This is a genomic window from Staphylococcus sp. GDH8C109P (genome assembly GCF_017893405.1).
GTDB lineage: Bacteria > Bacillota > Bacilli > Staphylococcales > Staphylococcaceae > Staphylococcus > Staphylococcus cohnii.
In genome coordinates this window covers 39,635-56,631 of the sequence record NZ_JAESMX010000027.1, presented here as the reverse complement: position 1 = coordinate 56,631, position 16,997 = coordinate 39,635, and the positions used below count along the sequence as shown (strand labels likewise).

Genomic DNA, 16,997 nt, shown 5'->3' with positions numbered 1-16,997 from the left:
CCCTTGTATTACAGTTTTTATCGCTTCAGTTCTCCAAAATGTGTTGATAAATTCAAAACATCACTTTCTTGTACACTTAGTGCATCTTCATTTGTTGTATGTTGTAGAACAGAACATTTTGTTGCAAAATCCACTGTATCTTCTGGTTGCCATTCTTTATTCAGTCCATGTAATACACCTGCCATAAATGCATCACCAGCACCAATTCTGTTTAAAACGGTGTAAGTATATGCTTGGCCTTCAATATATTTTTCTTTTGTCAGCATGATACCTTGTAATGTACTTTGTTCTATATTTCTATTACTTGAAGCCATCAATGCGATGTCGTATTCAGATTGAATTGTTTTTGCACATGTCTGAATGTCATCTTCTAAATCATTCGTTTCAAGTAAATGTGTAGCATCTTTTTTTCCAAAAAATAGCACATCGACAAATGGTAAAATTGACTTGATTATTGGTACTGCTGTTTCTTTTGACCATAAATTACTTCTAAAATTAATATCGAACACTATCTTAACGCCTTGTTGCTTTAGTTTCTTTAGTACATCGACAATTTGATGACGAATCATTTTATTTACAGCTAACGTAATACCTGTAAATACAAAGAAATCACCCCTATGAGCATTGATTCCTTCCATTACATCTTCACCGTGATTAGCAAACGTTGAATGTTCACGATCATAAATGACTTTGCCACTACGAAATCCGAAACTTTCTTCCATATAATACGTGCCAATTCTGCCGTTATTATATTTCACTGAAGCAGTACCTACACGTGTTTGAAACATTTTTTGCAATGCTAAATGACCAAGCGCGTGATTAGGTAATACCGTCAACATTTCAGTCTCGTGCCCAAATTGTGCTAGTGTCACAAGTGCGTTCAATTCTGCACCACCAACATTAACTTTAAACATATTGGCATCTTTCAACTGTTCGTAATTTGGTGGTGTGTAACGTAATAATACTTCACCAAAACCATAGACCGTCATTGTTATACCTCGCTTTTTATTTTTGAAATATATCTTTCTAAAGCATCTTTTCCTTCTTGTTGATAAATTTTTGTGATTTCGCTTCCAATGCCAACTGCAAAACTTCCTGCATCTAACCATTCTTTATGGTTTGCTTTACCAACACCACCCGTAGGCACAATTTCAATTTGTGGTAATGGCCCTTTGAAATCTTTAATTGATTTAGGTGTGAATTGTGTCGCTGGGAATAATTTAAGGACTTTACAACCATAACGTAATGACTCAACCATTTCTTTAACTGTCATACAGCCTGGAATATATGGCACATCATATAAGTTAGCAATTTTTGCTGTTTCTTTATCAAAGGATGGGCTAACGATAAATTTTGCGCCATTTAAAATGGCAGTACGTGCAGAAATGCTATCTAAGACTGTTCCTGCCCCAATCAATGCGTCCTCTCTTTTTGATAGTTCAGCTATAATTTCTATAGCGTTCGGCGTAGTTAAAGTTACCTCAATCGTCTGAAGGCCCTTATCAATAATGGTATGTGCAATATCTAAAAATGATTTTGCATCTTCTGTGCGCATGACAGCAATGTGTTTTCCTTGTTGAATCTCTTGCATTGTATTCATTGAATCCATGTCTTCAACCCCTCAAATATGATATCAATTACAATATCCCTTAAAATAACAACGTTGTTATTTTTGTACAAAAAAATATTGTAATGCTTATCTCTATGGTATAATTAATTTGCATTTAAATCAATCAATTTCAAGGAGAAATTTTATGGCTGTAACTTTAAAAGATGTTGCTGAAGCCTGTGGTGTCAGCTATTCCACAGTTAGTAAAGCACTTAAAAATTCTCAACTCGTCAAACCAAAAACAAAAAATATGATTCAACAAAAAGCTCTAGAAATGAATTATATACCTAATCACTCCGCTAGAGCACTTGTCTCAAAGAAAAGTGGTACAATAGGATTAATCTGGCCTTCTGTAGATCGTGTAGCCGTTACACATCTTATTTCAGAAATCAATCATGCCATTAAAGATTTAGGATATGTCATGTTTGTGTCTATCGACGATGTCGCTGCCGCTTCAAAAAAATTTGTTGAATTCGGTTGTGATGGTATCGTCATTTTTGATGAAGGTGATGCAACAAATTTATCTTCAGAAATTTATAATAACGTTCCTGTCGTTGCCTATGGTGTCAATCGTGATATTCCTTATCCGATTATAAATGTCAATCATTCTGAAGCGATGATTATGGCAATTAAAGCTTTGGTCGATCAAGGCATAGACCATATTGATTATATTGGTGATATACATACAAACGATACACGACAAATCGCCAAAAAAGAGGCGATTGCTCAATATTGTAACGAACACAAAATAGATTATCGTATCATTGATTCTACAAGCTTGAATGCAATTGAAACAGAATCTTCCGTCAAACAATTCTTACAAGCACATGCACTTGCACCAGGGGTTATCTGTGGTAGCTATGATATTACAGTCGGTACCATTAATGCACTTGGACCACATGATCGCCCTATCCTATATTCATATGACAATATTCCACAAATTAAAAAATTAGATTATCCTGTCAACGCGATTGGCGTGCCAACCGCTGAAATTGCTCAAACGATTGTAGCTACTTTAGATAAAGTAATTAAAAATGAAGCTACCGAATCTGCATATCATCTTCATCCTAAAATTCAAAAAAACATTTAAAATAAACATGCCCAAACCTATTTCTAAGGCTTGGGCATGTTTATATGTTTGTTTGATGTTTGACAAGAGGGTCGTTTATATTAACTGTACTGATTTAGAAGATAAGCTTAGTTTTTAAATATCATTGCTCAATAATATAATAATGAATAAGAATAGGGTGTCCTTATTTTGGTGAATGAATGGGGAGAGTTATTATATTAGTTAAATTCTAGATAAATTTGTTATGAGCTTTAAATTATGAAACGCATATATCGTTAATATTTTGGCGCTAGGGATTATCATAAATGTTTTAACTTTTACTCTTCTATTAATAATCAGTACTTACTACCTCTATATCTCTATTATATTACGCACTGAAATATGATTAAAATACATAGTTGGAATATATAATATTCTGTTATGGAATACATTTTTCATAACCATGAGTTCCTTGTTAACTCATTATTACTGTGTATCTTTTAAAAATTTAATCCATTCGTGTGTTACATAATTCATATAACTATCTTTTTTCCAAATAACTCCCAAATTCCACGATACATCTGCGCCAGAAATTTCTATACCTATGAGGTCATCATTTAAAATATCTACGATACTCTCTGGTAATATACTCACACCGATACCATCTCGGATCATATTTTCAATAAATGTAATTTGGGACATTTTTGCAACTGTTTTTGGATGAAAGCCAACTTTTCTACAACTTTCAATAATTTGATCTTTTAAATAATAATCATCATGAAACATAATAAAGCGCTCATTTTTCAAATCGCCTAGATAGACCGATGCTTGTTTAGCAAGCATCGCATCTCTATTTACGACTAACAATAATTTCTCATTATATAGTGGAATGGCATGGTAAATATCATTGTCTACAGGCAACGTCGTAATACCCACATCAATTTCATCATTATTTAAATAAGACTCTACAGCTTTCCCGCCACCTTCAATCACTTCGTAAGTCACCTTTGGATATTTACTATGAAAATGATTTAAACTTTCTGTAAAAAGTCTCACATTCATAATCGCAGATATACCTACTCTAATATGACCTTTTTCTAAATTTGTGACATCTCCCATTTCTAATGATAAATCATCTAGGACCGCTAATGCTTCCACACATTTATCATAAAAAATCTGACCGATATCTGTTAAAATAATATGCTTTTTTCGTCTATCAAATAAAGTAATATTAAATTCGTCTTCAATACTTTTAATATTTTTACTTATTGTAGATTGCGCAATATATAAATGTTCGGATGCTTGTGTCATCCCACCATTTTTTACGACTTCTACAAAATATTTCATTTGCTTTATTTCCATGTTAATCCCCTCTGCACCAATCTAAATTTCATTTGTTTGAATCTATTTCAATGACTTGATAGCTGTTTCCGCTGCTGTTTGAATCACTTTATCATCTGGTTTCGCATCTTTATCTGTTTTTTTCGTGTAAATAGCAAGAATAATTGGCTTACTTTGGTTTTTTGGATAAACAAAAGCCAAATCATTTCGACTACCATATGTTAATCCCTGACCGCTCTTATCACCCACAACATCATCTTTTGACATACTTGCTTTAATTAATGTATCTCCAGTTTCATTATGGATCATTGTATGTTTTAGTAGCTCAAGATTGGGTCTACTCATATTCTCACTCGCTAAAAGATGGTTCAACGTTGTTGCAGCCCTTTTAGGTGTGGTTGTATCAGCTGTACTTTGCGGATCATATAAATTTAAGTCTGGTTCAAATCTTTGTGGGTTTGAGATGTTGTCTCCGCGTTGTTTTAGTGCTTGTTGAAATCCTTTAATACCACCTATTTCTTCGATGATTTTATTATTGGCAGTATTATCACTTTGCAACATAGAAGCTTTAATTAATGCTCTTAACGTCATTTGCTTGCCGACATATTTTTCAGTAACAGGTGAATAAGCGACAATGTCATCTTTTGATATAGTTACTTTCTTATTTAGTTCTGATGTTGACGTATTTTGTAATAATATGCCACTTGAAATTGCCTTATATGTAGATGCAAATGCAAACCGTTCATCTGATCTGTGCTGTATCACTTTGCCATTAGCTGTATTGATGCCATAGACCCCTACAATTGTATCATTATCTTGTTCAATTTGATCAAAACTTTTTGCCGCAGCAACGTTCCCCGTGACTGCTAACAAAATAAGACCAACCAAAACACTGAAATATAATTTTTTCATATTTCTCCCCCTATTCATATGTGAATAAAACGCGCTATACTTACATTTAACTATAATCATAAATATAGCAAAACACAATTATCTTTATTAAGCATAGGTATTTAGTTATAAATATAATTCAAAATGACTTTATATCTTCAGTGACAATAAGCACAATAAAATACTGCAATTAAGCATTTATTCAGCAAAAATGCTGATACATTTGCTAAATGAAAACTACTTTTTAATGCCTATACATCAAGATAAGCTGGGACATTTAATATGTCCCAGCCTAGAGTATACTTTCATTTAAATTGAATGTTACTACAATCAAAAACATAGCATTTCAAATCATCTCTTAGTTGTATCCTATTTTTATAAACATTATTCTAATTACTGACCAATTGTTATTTCCATCAAATTATCATTTTGATCAAAGAATGCAGTATAAAAGCCATTATTTGTCACGTATTTCACATAAGTGCCATCGTTATTGCCTAATTTTCCATCTTCTATGATTTCATTTGAAGTATGCGCCTTTTTAAACGTTGACTTGGATACTGAATCAGGTTTCGTGAAGAAAGTGATTTGCACCACTTCATTGTCACTATTAAATTCTACGCTTGTATCATAAATTTTCTTAGAATGATCAAATTCTTTTTTGGCATCAGTGTCAACTTTATAACCATCGATTGTGACATTGTCATATTTCAAAGCGCGTACGAAGTTATAATCTTGTGTAAATGACGGGTCATATGTTGTATAACCTTCGTAATTATACCAAGGTGTTGTTTGTGCTTGTGAACGAACACCATTTTCACTGTTTGCACCACTTGCACCACCTTCACCGTGTCCCCATTTTTGGACTTGCTCTGCTGCTTGCGCTGTTGGACTACTTGTTGAGATATATGCTGCTGAAGAACCAACGACCAGTGTAGATACGACGACAGTTGCTGAAATTAACTTTCCGACTTTACGCATAATAAATCACTCCTTATTTGTAGTCTCCTATATACAAAGTGTAATTATTCACTTTCATCATACACCTCTCTCTTTTATTTGCAAGTAAATTTACACTTTTTTTACAAAATAGTGGAAATTATATATGAAAATACTTTATTGATATACCAATAAGATCATGAAAAAAGTTGTGATCATACCTATCAGAAAACGATTGAGCCAAAAGTTTATGCGATTTAACATAAATTGGTATAGTAAGCATAATAAATAATTTAAAAGGAATGGTTTATCATGATTTATATTTTACAAGTTAATTTTCCAATCGATGGTCCTTTTGGCCAAGAGATGTCCACACAATTCGCTGATTTAGCAAAATCTATAAATGAAGAACCAGGTTTTTTATGGAAGATATGGACAGAAAATGCTGATGAAAAAGAAGCGGGTGGCATTTATGCATTTGATAGCTACGAAAATGCTGAAAACTATTTAAATATGCATAGTGAACGACTTAAATCCATGGGTGTCCCCAGTGTAAATGCAAAAATATTTGCTACGAATGACACACTTACTAAAATTACACATGGACGGTTAACATAACCGAATTCAAACGATAAAATACAACTAGCCTTCCAATGCACACAAAAGAAGTGTGTTTTGAAAGGCTTTTTAAGTATTTGTTAAGCGGATAAAATGAATACGTTTTAAGATGATGACTTCTCAGGTGATTACGAATTCAGCTGAGACATTTCATCGATAAAATCTTGATACGTTATTTTATTTTTAGATAACCTAGCAACAAGCATATATACTTGTTCATTTTTTGTAAATTCACTTTTATATAAATCTTTTTCAATTTCGCTCTCATTCTCTAAACTGTTTACGACGTTCTTTGCGGTGGAAAATGCTTCATAATATCTAATCCCAAACAATCGTTGAGAGAAACCATCTATATGAATACCATCTGGATTTGCTGTTAAGCCTTCTGCTGTAACAAAGTAACAATATTGCTCTTTTTGCGCTACATTTTTTATTATTTTATTAATTTTTTGATACTCTGTAGCACTAGCGCCAAATCCTTCTTTTCCTAAAAACATTCCTAACAATCCAATGACAAAGGGAAGTTTAGGCAATTCCAGTTCTGTTCTGAAAAATTGAATTAAATGTGATAATTTTGTCTCATATGTTTGATATTTATTATTTTGACTATCATTTTCACCTTGGTGCCATAAAACACCAATCAATTCAGAAGTTTCCATGGCAAATCTAGCTTCACTTAAGGCATGCCGTGTCAACATGCTTTTATCCGACCATTCTTCAATGGAAGTACCTCCATCAGCACATGGAATTAATCCGATTGTTTCATCTGGATGATCATCTAGCCATCGCTTTGCAAACGACGCAGCTGGTCCAATACCTGCCACAGAACGATCACTATGTATCGGTTCTTCCATCATTTGCCATCTACCATTTCTAAACATAAAAATACGTTCATCAATGATTGGCTTTACACTATCTAAAAACCCTCGTCCTGCCATATTTGATTGACCAATAAGTAAGATTGATTTCATAAACCGATTCCTTTCACTATTAAGGTTTTTAATGATTATTTTAAATATATGTAATCATATCATTCTTTATTAATTTTACTCAATTACTATATTATGAGTTGCCACGCTTTATATATAATAATTATAAAAATGAATTCATATAAACTTTACTTTTAACACTAATTATCATATTATGGAATGGATTTTGAGAGGAGTTTTTATTTTGGAGAGGAAAATGGAGCTCACCTATGCTAGGGCGATATTTTGTATCGCAATAGTCATCGTCCATTGTTTAACCGGTTTAGTAAACGATTATCATATTTCACAATTTGAAAAATCACTTTTTAGTTTTTTACAAGTTATTTTATTATTTGCAACACCGTGTTTTATTATTTTGTCGGAAACTTTATTAGGCATGCGGTATTCAAATAAAATTCCACAAAACTTTTTACTGAAACGCATGAAATTTATTTTAATTCCTTATGCTTTATTTGGCTTATTTATCACTTTCAGGCTATTTCTTGGTGATAGTTCAGATAAATCATTTTGGGAAATCTTTTTAAATATCGTCTTAGAAGGTAAATTTTTCGGTTGGTTTGTACTCGTTATTTTTCAGTTTTACATATTACATCGCTTATTTTATAAATTATTGAGTAAAGCCAATCCTATAATTGTACTTGTCATTACTTTTATCATTAGTTTTGGACATTCTTATTTAATGTATTACAGTAATGATTATCTTGCATTCTGGGATTTTTATCCTTTGTTTAGTCGAACGATTATTTTATATTGGTTATTTTACTTTGTTGTCGGTTTCTATTTCGGTAAATATTATGATACTGTTATTCAATTTTTAAAAAGTCATTTAGTTTGGCTGCTATTGATCTGGCTATTGGCTTTATGCTATATGGCATTTAACTTTTCTTATTTAGATGTGCATCTTAATGAATCTAATCGATTCGACTTAGTCTTATTTTCTGCAATCAGTTTTGTATTTATCGTTTATTTATCGAAATTTTTAACTCGTTTTAATTTAGTGTTTGTGTTTTTAATTAGTGAAATATCATTTTTCATTTATTTAGCACATCAGATTATTGTAGACTTTATTTCTAGATCGTTGGCATCATTTGTTACATTCCCAACACTATTTTTAATTCTAAGTACTATTTTCACACTTGGATTTTGTATTGGGTTAGCAATAATGCTATCTTTTATTCCATATGTAAGAATTATAGTAGGAAGAAATACGCTACATCCTATGGTTATTAATAATTATAAACATCATAGTTAATGTGCAAAAGTTGCAGTATAAACGTAGCATTTCAACTAAATTGGCACAGGATAAATTGAAATATTTTAAAAATAAAAATGAGGCATCCATTTCATATGGATGCCTCATTAATTTTAGGCGTGAGCGTTATTGCTCATCCTTAGTTATTTGATATTTTAATCATCTAATAAATGATAAAATTGTTCAATCGCTTCTTTATTATATAACTCCGGATCAAATTTAGCATAAGCAGGTGTTTCCTTATTAATAAACTGTTGTATGCTTGTTTGTAATGATTCAGCATCGTTAAAACTCAACATACCGTACTTACCATAGTCAAGGACATATTGATTGGCTGGTATATCTGATGCCAAAATATCTATGCCTACGGTCAACGCCTCTAATAAGACCATTGATTGCCCTTCGTAATAAGATGGTAAAACAAATAAATCACAGTCTCTCATAATATTAAATGGATTTCTTTTTTGCCCCATTAAAAATACATGTTCTGATAAATCTAATGAGTCGATTAATTTACTTAATTGGTTTTTGAGTGGACCATCACCTAAAATATATAATTTCACGTTAGGATTTGCTTCCACGACACCGCTAAACGCTTGAATTAAATTATCAAATCCTTTTTCAGGTGATAATCTTCCCATAGTCATCACTTTAAAATCAGCTTTATGGAATGGCACGCTTGTAATTTGCTTATCCTGTTCTCTAACGATGACACGTTCACCATGTTTCATAAAGATATCATTATCTTCATCCACTAAATTATAAATTCTATCTAAATTAATTGTATTCATCGATGATTTAAATTTATCTTTTGTTTTTCTATTTGCTATTTTTTTAACATTTTCTTGCTTAGTCACTTCAGAAACACTTACGAGCTTATCATAATAAGGATACAAGGACATTACACCTTTTAAATTGGCATAATGTGGTCTCACACCGTTCACTTTACGCTCCATATCCATTTTCATATCACTGTGTAAGTAGATTAATTTTCTTTTAGCATTACTTGCTAACAAGATTTCAGACCAAAACATCGCATAACCACTAAAATCCATAACTACATCAAACTCTGAATTACCAAACACTTTTCTAAATTCGCGTTGATACATTGCTTCAGGATAAATTTTTTCTTCAATTTTCGATTTGATGCCTCTATTGCGAACCAATAGATTACGATAGTATTCTGAAGTATTGGCTAACAATGGACCTTTTCTCAAAATAACTCTCACATTGTCATTTAAGCTATATAGATTATCTATGACGTCTTTATTTCTATTAAATCCAAGGTAAATTGTAATATCATATCTATCATAATCAACATTTTCTAATAAATTTAGAATCGATGTTGTTATGCCATTTGGTTTCATACCACCCGGATATATTAAAATACGTTCTTTTCTATTGTTTTGATCACCATTTTTAGGCGCGTCGTGATGAAACACTTGGTTGACGACTCTTTCTGTGACTTGACCATCATCATAATTCACAAATTTTTGTTTATATTTTTGATAGTTTCCCTGATATTGCGCTAACATATTTTGTGATTCTTTGACAGTAGCTACCAATGCTTCAATTGAGTGTACACTTGGTCCTGGGAGACTATCCACAGAAAGATAAAATCCTCTGTCTTCTTCATAGGCTTTATAATCAGGTGTATAAAAAATAATAGGTTTATCTGTAACTAAATAATCAAAAAAGATGCTTGAATAATCAGTTACGAGCAAATCAACAATACTGAGTAATTCATTTGTATCAAACGTATCCTCTACTAAATATTTCTTTAATTTTTTATTACCTACTGCTTTTTTATAAATAAACGGATGCACTTTTAATAATACTTGGTAACTTGTTCGTTTATTTAATGCTTCAATCAGCGCTTCAATTTCTTCAATATTATCCTCTGGTGAACTCACCGTTTGGCCACGCCACGTGGGTGAAAAGAGTAAAATAGGTGCATCTGTTAATTTAATGCCCTGTTTTTTTAATTTTTGTATCACTTCTTTTGACTGTGCATTTAACGTAGCATCTATTCTAGGATAACCAATTTCTAAAATTGCTTCGTCGTTTAAACCATCTAATTTAAATGCTTTTTTAAAAATATCTGTCGTATGTTGGTTAGGTGAAATGATATAATCAGAACTTAAAAAATTACGAATTGTATTTTGTGATTCTAATAAATTATCATTGATATCTAAACCCATTGCCTTTAATGGCGTACCATGCCAAGTGTTTACATATATCTGATTCGGCTTTTTCGTAAAATACGTTGGAAATGTCGCATTATTAATGAGATATTTACACTTTGTTAAATAATGTAAATAGTCTTCACTTTCTTTTACAATAAATTTTACATTTTTATATTTACTATATTTTTTAGAAAATGCTTTTTGCATTTTTTGAGATGCCACAACCCAAATATGTATATATTTTTGATAATCAGGGTGGTTCATTAAATATTTAAATATCGCATAAGGACTATCTGTCATGCTTTGTCCATCTCTAACTTGATACAAAATATGTTTGTTATCTACTTCATTCGTTTTATAAAGATTTGCATAATGCATAATATTTCTTGTGTATTTACTTCTTAGTTGTAATTTCAATGGTTCCGAAATGAATTTTAATTTTCTTTTCGTTTGATTTAATACAAACTTTTTCGTTTTACCAATCATTCTTCCACCTCTTAGTTTATCTTATCTGTATTCGAGTATTTAATATATTCTGTTAAACCTGACACAATATCATATTGTGGCTTAAATCCTAGTGCTTCCAAACCTTTGATATCAGCACAAGAATGTTTGATGTCCCCACTTCTTGAGTTAGCAAACTGATAGTCTATAGATTTATTATAAACCATTTTGAACTTATCGAAAATTTCTAATAGCGATATTTGTTTACCAGTAGCTAAATTGTATATTTGGCCATTCGTCTCTACATTATCCATCACGATTGAAATCGCTTGCACTAAATCTTTTACGTATACAAAATCTCTTGTTTGTTCTCCATCACCAAAAAATGTGAATGTCTCATTATTTTTAAATTTTTTATCTATAATGGATAACACACCAGAGTATGGTGAATGAGGGTCTTGTCTCGGTCCATAAATATTAAAGAATCTTAATGCAGTTGTTGGCAGATTATATAGTGTATTGTAAATTTTTGTATATTGTTCCCCTGCGTATTTTTCGACAGCATAAGGGGATTCTGGGTCGATAAATGTTTCAACTTGCTTTGGTAATCCATCTGTATTACCATATATTGCTGCTGATGAAGCAAAAATAAATTTCTTCAAATTATGATTATATTGACGATTGGCTTCTAAGAGATTCAGTGTGCCACTTATATTAACAGACTGAGACTTTATAGGATCATTTATTGTTTCTACAACGCTAACTATAGCTGCTAAATGAATGACAATATCAAATTGTTCTTGCTCTACTAATGATGTCACAAAAGATGTATTAACCACATCATTTTCAATGAAATGTGCATCATCTATAAATTCAACATTCGAACGATGACCTGTGCTTAAATTGTCTAATATAAACACCTCATTAGCTTTATTAAAATGTTCTGCTAAATGTGAGCCAATAAATCCAGCACCGCCTGTAATTAGTATCTTCATTAATTCATCCTCCTATATACTCAAGTCATAATATACTTATCGTCAATTTTATTAATATAATATATAACGTTAAACAACTGCCTTTTATTATAAAAATACAATAGTATTACAAACGAAATTATATATTTAGTTAATTTACACTTTCTATATATTAGTATAATCTTAACAATTTTGACGACCAAATCAAAAGAAATCGAGGTAAAAACTTAATAATAATTGAATAATAACACTTTTCACTTTGCAAAAATTTTTTTGGTTCATCAGTAAGTGAAATTATTTATAATATGTTTTACTTTTTACCTAGGTATAGTTTGAAAATTTTGATTATGAAAATAACCAAAAAAACGTTCCACCATAGTTCCCCTTATAGTACAAAATAATACCTACATTATACTATAAAGCGATATGGCGAAACGCTTAAGAATTTTACTATAAACTATCAAAATTTTACTCTATCTCGGTTATATATAACTTAAAGTGCATCATTGTTTTCCTGTGCTTTTTGATAAAAATAATTAGCAACAATAATATCTACAATGGCTACACCTACAGATTTAAAAACGGTAATTTCATCGTCACTTTCGCGTCCAGCTAAATGAGAGCCGACGATTTCACCTAATTCTCCATATAAATCTTTTTCTTCAAATAAACCTTCATCCATAGGGGTAATTAAATCCCCTGTTTCTTCTAATGCCGCTTCCGATGCTTCTACAACTACTTTATCGGCATTGGCTATCGCGTGTGAAGGTAACTCTTGCATGTCTGGTTTAAAAGATCCCACAGCATTCACATGCACCCCAGCATCCAACAGTTTATTAAAAACGGGTTGCGTGGCATTGGTTGCTGTGACAATAACATCGGCATTAGCTATAGCATCATCAACATTTTCCATCACTGTCACATCAACGGATTGATATTGCTGTTGTACTGTTTCTGCAAATGTCACAGCTTTACGATATGTTCTGTTATAAAGTTGAATACGCTTGATATCTCTAACAGCTAGTACAGCCTCAATTAATCCCTGTGCTTGGTCACCTGTGCCTATGACACATAATGTTTCTGCATTTTCACGAGCAAGGTATTTTGTAGCTACGCCAGAAATTGCACCTGTACGAATCTTGGTTAAGTATGAACCTTCTAATACAGCTAATGTTTCACCGGTTTCATAATCTGATAATATAACAGATCCGACGATTGTATTTTTACCTATCTTTGTATTGTTAGGTGCAACTGTTACTGTTTTAAGACCCACAACTTTCAATTCATCAGATAAGGCCGGCATAACCAAATAACGATTATCTTTATTAAAAGGAAGTACATAACGTAAAGGGGTATCCGTCTTCCCTTCAGAATAGGCCTGTAAAGATTCTGCGACCGCTTCAACGACTTCTTCCATGTTTAATAATTCTGCTTGTTCATGTGCATCAATAAATTGCATAAGCCACCTCTATTCTTCTACATTTTCTGACTCTAAAATGTCACTCTTCTTTTCCATTTTATTTTCAAATAGGATTAATCCTATAAATCCAACGATAAGTAAAGGAATGATAATCCAAGCCATATGATTATCGACATACACAGACACACAATATATCGCTAATAATAGCATTATGGCCACCATATTTTTAATAAACAGCAACCAATGATCCATTTTCACACTAAACCATGTTTGTTGCTGATTATCTTCTGTTTTAATATGATATAACGTAAACTTTAAATGTGTAATCAACCTATAAATAAATGCTAAAATACCCATTAGCAACAATATTTTATGAAATATTCCATTAGGCACCACATCTGCAGCCGCTGCAAATATAATAGCGATAACAAAACTTTTCAGTTCTGCATTTTGCTTCATATCAATCCCCGCACCTTTGTAATCAATTCAAGCTATATTGTTACAATAACATACTTAAGCTGAATTTTAAGTTTGGTTAAAGATTAATTTTTTAAAATAACAAATGGCCTATCAAAAAATACATCATATGACAACTCGAAAAGCACCTAACGATTCAAACAATTTTCAAAATAAGCAGCTGTATACTTTTGTACTTGTTCAAGTGTGGCACCATCTTGAAGTTCAACCAATTTCATAACTTTATCTTCAAATTTAAAAACAGCTAAATCTGTGATTAACGTGTTAACAACACCTGTGCCAGTTAATGGCAAGTCACATTTTGCTTTTATTTTAGATTCACCGTGCTTATTCATATGATCCATGATAACGACTACTTTCTGAGCACCAACCACTAAATCCATAGCGCCGCCCATACCTTTTACAAGCTTGCCCGGTATCATATAGTTTGCTAAATCTCCTGTTTCCGAAACTTCCATGCCTCCAAGAATTGCTAAATCAATATGCCCGCCGCGTATCATGGCAAATGATTCTGCATTGTCAAAATAGGATGCGCCTTTAGCAGCAGTAACCGTTTCTTTACCTGCATTAATTAAATCAGGATCAACCTCATCTTCAGTAGGATATGGACCAATACCAAGCAAACCATTTTCAGATTGGAAAAAGACATTTTCCACATGATCATTAAGCTCATTTGCTACAAGCGTTGGCATACCAATACCTAAATTAATCACCATATCACTTTGAATTTCTTGTGCTGCACGTTGAATAATCTTCTTACGCTGTGTTTGTTTATCCATGTTATGCCTCCTTCACTGTACGTTTTTCTATACGTTTTTCAAAATGCTTGCCTAGATAGATATAATCCACATATACACCCGATAGATGTACATCATCTGGATCAATTTCACCTAATTCAACAATTTCTTCTACTTCAACGACAGTAGTCTTAGCTGCCATGGCACATAAAGGATTAAAATTACGCGCTGTTTTTTCAAATACTAAATTACCAAATTTATCTGCTTTTTGAGCTTTCACAATACCAAAATCACCTGTAATGGCACGTTCCATAATGTACGTTTCACCGTCAAATTCACGTGTTTCTTTACCTTCAGCAATTAAAGTACCCACACCTGTTTTTGTGTAAAATGCTGGAATACCCGCACCTCCTGCACGTAGTTTTTCAGCTAACGTACCTTGAGGTGTAAGTGCTACATCTAACTCACCATTAATCAGCTGTTGTTCAAATATTTTGTTTTCACCAACATATGAGCTGACCATTTTATCTATTTGTTTTTTCTCTAGTAAGCGACCTAGTCCAAAATCATCTACACCACAGTTATTACTCACTACGGTTAATTCTTTTGTACCTTTTGTACGAATTGCTTCAATGGCATGCTCAGGTATCCCGCATAGCCCAAAACCACCGGCGAGCACTGTCATGCCATCTTCTAAATGCTCAAACGCTGTATGTATATCTTGAATGACCTTTGACATGTTATAACCTCATTTCTTTTTATAAAATTAATACCTAGTATTAAAAACAATTATACTTGAATTTTTTTGCGAAGTCTTTTATTTCATGTTGGCGTTTTCATAAATAAGCATAAAAAAAGTTGCCAATTTCTTACTTGGCAACTTTTAATAATTATGTTCTTTTATGCGATTTCTATCTGGAAACGACGGACAATTGTGCCATCATCTAATGTTGAAGCTTCTATTTCTTCTCCACCATTGTGTAAGATAACGGCTGCAGAGGCTTCATTATCTTTTTCACAAGTGATTAACGCTTCTTGAACCCCAATGCGTGATAAGTAATCTAATGACTTTTTCAAGATTTTGTTACCAAAGCCTTTACCCCGGTAGCTCTTACGAACACCGTAGCCAACATGGCCGCCAATGATTTTTAGCTTTTCATTCAAATTATGGCGAATATTGGCAGCACCAATAATCTTATCATCGTCAATTAAAAACAATGTCGTATTATCTACTGTTTCATCATTAGATTTATTGTCTGCTAATGCATGAACAATTTCTTCAAAATTATTATACTTGGTAATATTCGTAATCTCAGGCACTACCTTTTCATCGTGATCTATCCATTCTTTCATATAATCACAATATAATGTTTCGTCAGCCATTGTTAACTCTCTAAATTCAACCATGTTGACACTCCTTCCTTTTATTTACTATCCCATTGGTTCGTCATGTGTATTGAGATAATACACGTAGTTGTCAGTCCATTGTCCTTGTTCGAAAATAAATCCTTTTCGAATACATTCAAACTCAAAGCCTAATTTTTCAATTAACCGAATAGAAGGTTGATTATCCAAATTGATATGTGCTTCTATTCTATGAAACTTTAATGTTTCTTTCGTTTGTTTCACAAGTTCTGTTAACGCTTCATAAGCATAGCCTTGATGCCAGTATTGATTATGGATAAAATAACCGATTTCAGCCCATTGAAATTGATCTCGGCTTAAATTTTTTATGTTAAGCATGCCAAGATGACGTCCTGTTTTATCAAAGATGCCGAATATATACAAATCATCATCTTTAATGGCTTGTTGATGCTTTGAAACCATTGCTGCAAACCATGGTTCTGTGGCATCTGACATATCAACTTGGCCCTTATCATGCTTGTATTGCGCAGGATGACGATTAACAAATCCTGACAACCATGACTCATAATCATTTTCTTCTAACGGTCTAATGATAAGCCGTTGTGTAGTGAATTGCAACCCTAAATTATTTTTCATTCAAAAACCCCTTAACATAAGGCGTCAGCACCCAAAACTATAACATCATTTGGCATAAAATCAACCTTTTA

General features: G+C 32.3%; 17 protein-coding genes. 3 read left to right on the top strand and 14 right to left on the bottom strand.

Translation table 11 applies throughout. The features are described from left to right. Window positions 1-17: 17 nt before the first annotated feature. Window positions 18-989, bottom strand: coding sequence for a sugar kinase (locus tag KA867_RS12840; RefSeq protein WP_210138281.1), 972 nt, complete (start codon window positions 987-989; stop codon window positions 18-20). 2 nt (window positions 990-991) lie between these two features. Then, complete coding sequence (gene eda, locus KA867_RS12835) at window positions 992-1,609, bottom strand: bifunctional 4-hydroxy-2-oxoglutarate aldolase/2-dehydro-3-deoxy-phosphogluconate aldolase (protein ID WP_210138280.1); 618 nt, start codon at window positions 1,607-1,609, stop codon at window positions 992-994. A gap of 145 nt (window positions 1,610-1,754) precedes the next feature. On the opposite strand from eda, the gene KA867_RS12830 reads away from it, so the two are divergent. Next, the gene (locus KA867_RS12830) at window positions 1,755-2,699 is read left to right on the top strand and encodes a LacI family DNA-binding transcriptional regulator (protein WP_210138279.1); all 945 of its coding nucleotides are present in this window, start codon (window positions 1,755-1,757) and stop codon (window positions 2,697-2,699) included. A 444-nt stretch (window positions 2,700-3,143) separates the two neighbouring features. On the opposite strand, the gene cidR is transcribed toward KA867_RS12830, so the two are convergent. From cidR to isaB, 3 genes are all read right to left on the bottom strand, one after another. Beyond that, window positions 3,144-4,019 carry a cidABC operon transcriptional activator CidR gene (cidR, locus tag KA867_RS12825; RefSeq protein WP_107385840.1) on the bottom strand — a complete coding sequence of 292 codons (876 nt, stop codon included), beginning with the start codon at window positions 4,017-4,019 and terminating at the stop codon, window positions 3,144-3,146. A 42-nt stretch (window positions 4,020-4,061) separates the two neighbouring features. Continuing rightward, window positions 4,062-4,910 (bottom strand): class A beta-lactamase, encoded by an 849-nt coding sequence (gene bla / locus KA867_RS12820; RefSeq protein ID WP_210138278.1) that lies wholly within the window; start codon window positions 4,908-4,910, stop codon window positions 4,062-4,064. A gap of 372 nt (window positions 4,911-5,282) precedes the next feature. Beyond that, window positions 5,283-5,870 (bottom strand): immunodominant staphylococcal antigen IsaB family protein, encoded by a 588-nt coding sequence (isaB, locus tag KA867_RS12815; RefSeq protein ID WP_210138277.1) that lies wholly within the window; start codon window positions 5,868-5,870, stop codon window positions 5,283-5,285. Window positions 5,871-6,140: 270 nt separating this feature from the next. Between isaB and KA867_RS12810 the strand changes: the two genes are divergently transcribed. Continuing rightward, complete coding sequence (locus tag KA867_RS12810) at window positions 6,141-6,446, top strand: monooxygenase (protein WP_210138276.1); 306 nt, start codon at window positions 6,141-6,143, stop codon at window positions 6,444-6,446. 128 nt (window positions 6,447-6,574) lie between these two features. Here the strand turns inward: KA867_RS12810 and KA867_RS12805 are convergent, their stop codons facing one another. Further along, a complete protein-coding gene (locus KA867_RS12805; protein ID WP_210138275.1) occupies window positions 6,575-7,417 on the bottom strand; it encodes a sialate O-acetylesterase in 843 nt (280 codons plus the stop codon). A gap of 202 nt (window positions 7,418-7,619) precedes the next feature. Here KA867_RS12805 and KA867_RS12800 point away from each other — a divergent pair, with 202 nt between their 5' ends. Further along, window positions 7,620-8,687: an acyltransferase family protein gene (locus tag KA867_RS12800; RefSeq protein WP_210138274.1), complete on the top strand. Its 1,068-nt coding sequence runs from the start codon at window positions 7,620-7,622 to the stop codon at window positions 8,685-8,687. A 155-nt stretch (window positions 8,688-8,842) separates the two neighbouring features. Here KA867_RS12800 and KA867_RS12795 read toward each other — a convergent pair whose 3' ends face one another. The 8 genes from KA867_RS12795 to KA867_RS12760 all read right to left on the bottom strand — a co-directional run bounded on the left by KA867_RS12795 (window position 8,843) and on the right by KA867_RS12760 (window position 16,926). Then, window positions 8,843-11,359: a glycosyltransferase gene (locus KA867_RS12795; RefSeq protein WP_210138273.1), complete on the bottom strand. Its 2,517-nt coding sequence runs from the start codon at window positions 11,357-11,359 to the stop codon at window positions 8,843-8,845. 11 nt (window positions 11,360-11,370) lie between these two features. Further along, the gene (locus tag KA867_RS12790; RefSeq protein ID WP_210138272.1) at window positions 11,371-12,312 is read right to left on the bottom strand and encodes an NAD-dependent epimerase/dehydratase family protein; all 942 of its coding nucleotides are present in this window, start codon (window positions 12,310-12,312) and stop codon (window positions 11,371-11,373) included. Between the two features lie 472 nt (window positions 12,313-12,784). Continuing rightward, entirely contained in the window at window positions 12,785-13,750 is a 966-nt protein-coding gene (locus tag KA867_RS12785; protein ID WP_210138271.1) for an ornithine cyclodeaminase family protein, read from the bottom strand. Window positions 13,751-13,759: 9 nt separating this feature from the next. Beyond that, the gene (locus tag KA867_RS12780; protein WP_210138270.1) at window positions 13,760-14,170 is read right to left on the bottom strand and encodes a hypothetical protein; all 411 of its coding nucleotides are present in this window, start codon (window positions 14,168-14,170) and stop codon (window positions 13,760-13,762) included. A 146-nt stretch (window positions 14,171-14,316) separates the two neighbouring features. Beyond that, window positions 14,317-14,967: a 3-oxoacid CoA-transferase subunit B gene (locus KA867_RS12775; RefSeq protein ID WP_210138269.1), complete on the bottom strand. Its 651-nt coding sequence runs from the start codon at window positions 14,965-14,967 to the stop codon at window positions 14,317-14,319. A 1-nt stretch (window position 14,968) separates the two neighbouring features. Then, window positions 14,969-15,664: a CoA transferase subunit A gene (locus tag KA867_RS12770; RefSeq protein ID WP_210138268.1), complete on the bottom strand. Its 696-nt coding sequence runs from the start codon at window positions 15,662-15,664 to the stop codon at window positions 14,969-14,971. Window positions 15,665-15,825: 161 nt separating this feature from the next. Continuing rightward, window positions 15,826-16,332: a GNAT family N-acetyltransferase gene (locus tag KA867_RS12765; RefSeq protein WP_210138267.1), complete on the bottom strand. Its 507-nt coding sequence runs from the start codon at window positions 16,330-16,332 to the stop codon at window positions 15,826-15,828. Between the two features lie 24 nt (window positions 16,333-16,356). Then, the gene (locus KA867_RS12760; RefSeq protein ID WP_210138266.1) at window positions 16,357-16,926 is read right to left on the bottom strand and encodes a GNAT family N-acetyltransferase; all 570 of its coding nucleotides are present in this window, start codon (window positions 16,924-16,926) and stop codon (window positions 16,357-16,359) included. Window positions 16,927-16,997 lie beyond the last annotated feature (71 nt).

Excerpts from the sequence above, each read along its gene's own strand:
- cidR (WP_107385840.1), bottom strand. The coding sequence starts at position 4,019 with ATGGAAATAAAGCAAATGAAATATTTTGTAGAAGTCGTAAAAAATGGT.
- KA867_RS12785 (WP_210138271.1), bottom strand. The coding sequence starts at position 13,750 with ATGCAATTTATTGATGCACATGAACAAGCAGAATTATTAAACATGGAA.
- KA867_RS12765 (WP_210138267.1), bottom strand. The coding sequence starts at position 16,332 with ATGGTTGAATTTAGAGAGTTAACAATGGCTGACGAAACATTATATTGT.
- KA867_RS12770 (WP_210138268.1), bottom strand. The coding sequence starts at position 15,664 with ATGTCAAAGGTCATTCAAGATATACATACAGCGTTTGAGCATTTAGAA.
- KA867_RS12760 (WP_210138266.1), bottom strand. The coding sequence starts at position 16,926 with ATGAAAAATAATTTAGGGTTGCAATTCACTACACAACGGCTTATCATT.
- bla (WP_210138278.1), bottom strand. The coding sequence starts at position 4,910 with ATGAAAAAATTATATTTCAGTGTTTTGGTTGGTCTTATTTTGTTAGCA.
- eda (WP_210138280.1), bottom strand. The coding sequence starts at position 1,609 with ATGGATTCAATGAATACAATGCAAGAGATTCAACAAGGAAAACACATT.
- KA867_RS12810 (WP_210138276.1), top strand. The coding sequence starts at position 6,141 with ATGATTTATATTTTACAAGTTAATTTTCCAATCGATGGTCCTTTTGGC.
- KA867_RS12780 (WP_210138270.1), bottom strand. The coding sequence starts at position 14,170 with ATGAAGCAAAATGCAGAACTGAAAAGTTTTGTTATCGCTATTATATTT.
- KA867_RS12840 (WP_210138281.1), bottom strand. The coding sequence starts at position 989 with ATGACGGTCTATGGTTTTGGTGAAGTATTATTACGTTACACACCACCA.
- KA867_RS12790 (WP_210138272.1), bottom strand. The coding sequence starts at position 12,312 with ATGAAGATACTAATTACAGGCGGTGCTGGATTTATTGGCTCACATTTA.
- KA867_RS12795 (WP_210138273.1), bottom strand. The coding sequence starts at position 11,359 with ATGATTGGTAAAACGAAAAAGTTTGTATTAAATCAAACGAAAAGAAAA.
- KA867_RS12805 (WP_210138275.1), bottom strand. The coding sequence starts at position 7,417 with ATGAAATCAATCTTACTTATTGGTCAATCAAATATGGCAGGACGAGGG.
- KA867_RS12830 (WP_210138279.1), top strand. The coding sequence starts at position 1,755 with ATGGCTGTAACTTTAAAAGATGTTGCTGAAGCCTGTGGTGTCAGCTAT.
- KA867_RS12775 (WP_210138269.1), bottom strand. The coding sequence starts at position 14,967 with ATGGATAAACAAACACAGCGTAAGAAGATTATTCAACGTGCAGCACAA.
- isaB (WP_210138277.1), bottom strand. The coding sequence starts at position 5,870 with ATGCGTAAAGTCGGAAAGTTAATTTCAGCAACTGTCGTCGTATCTACA.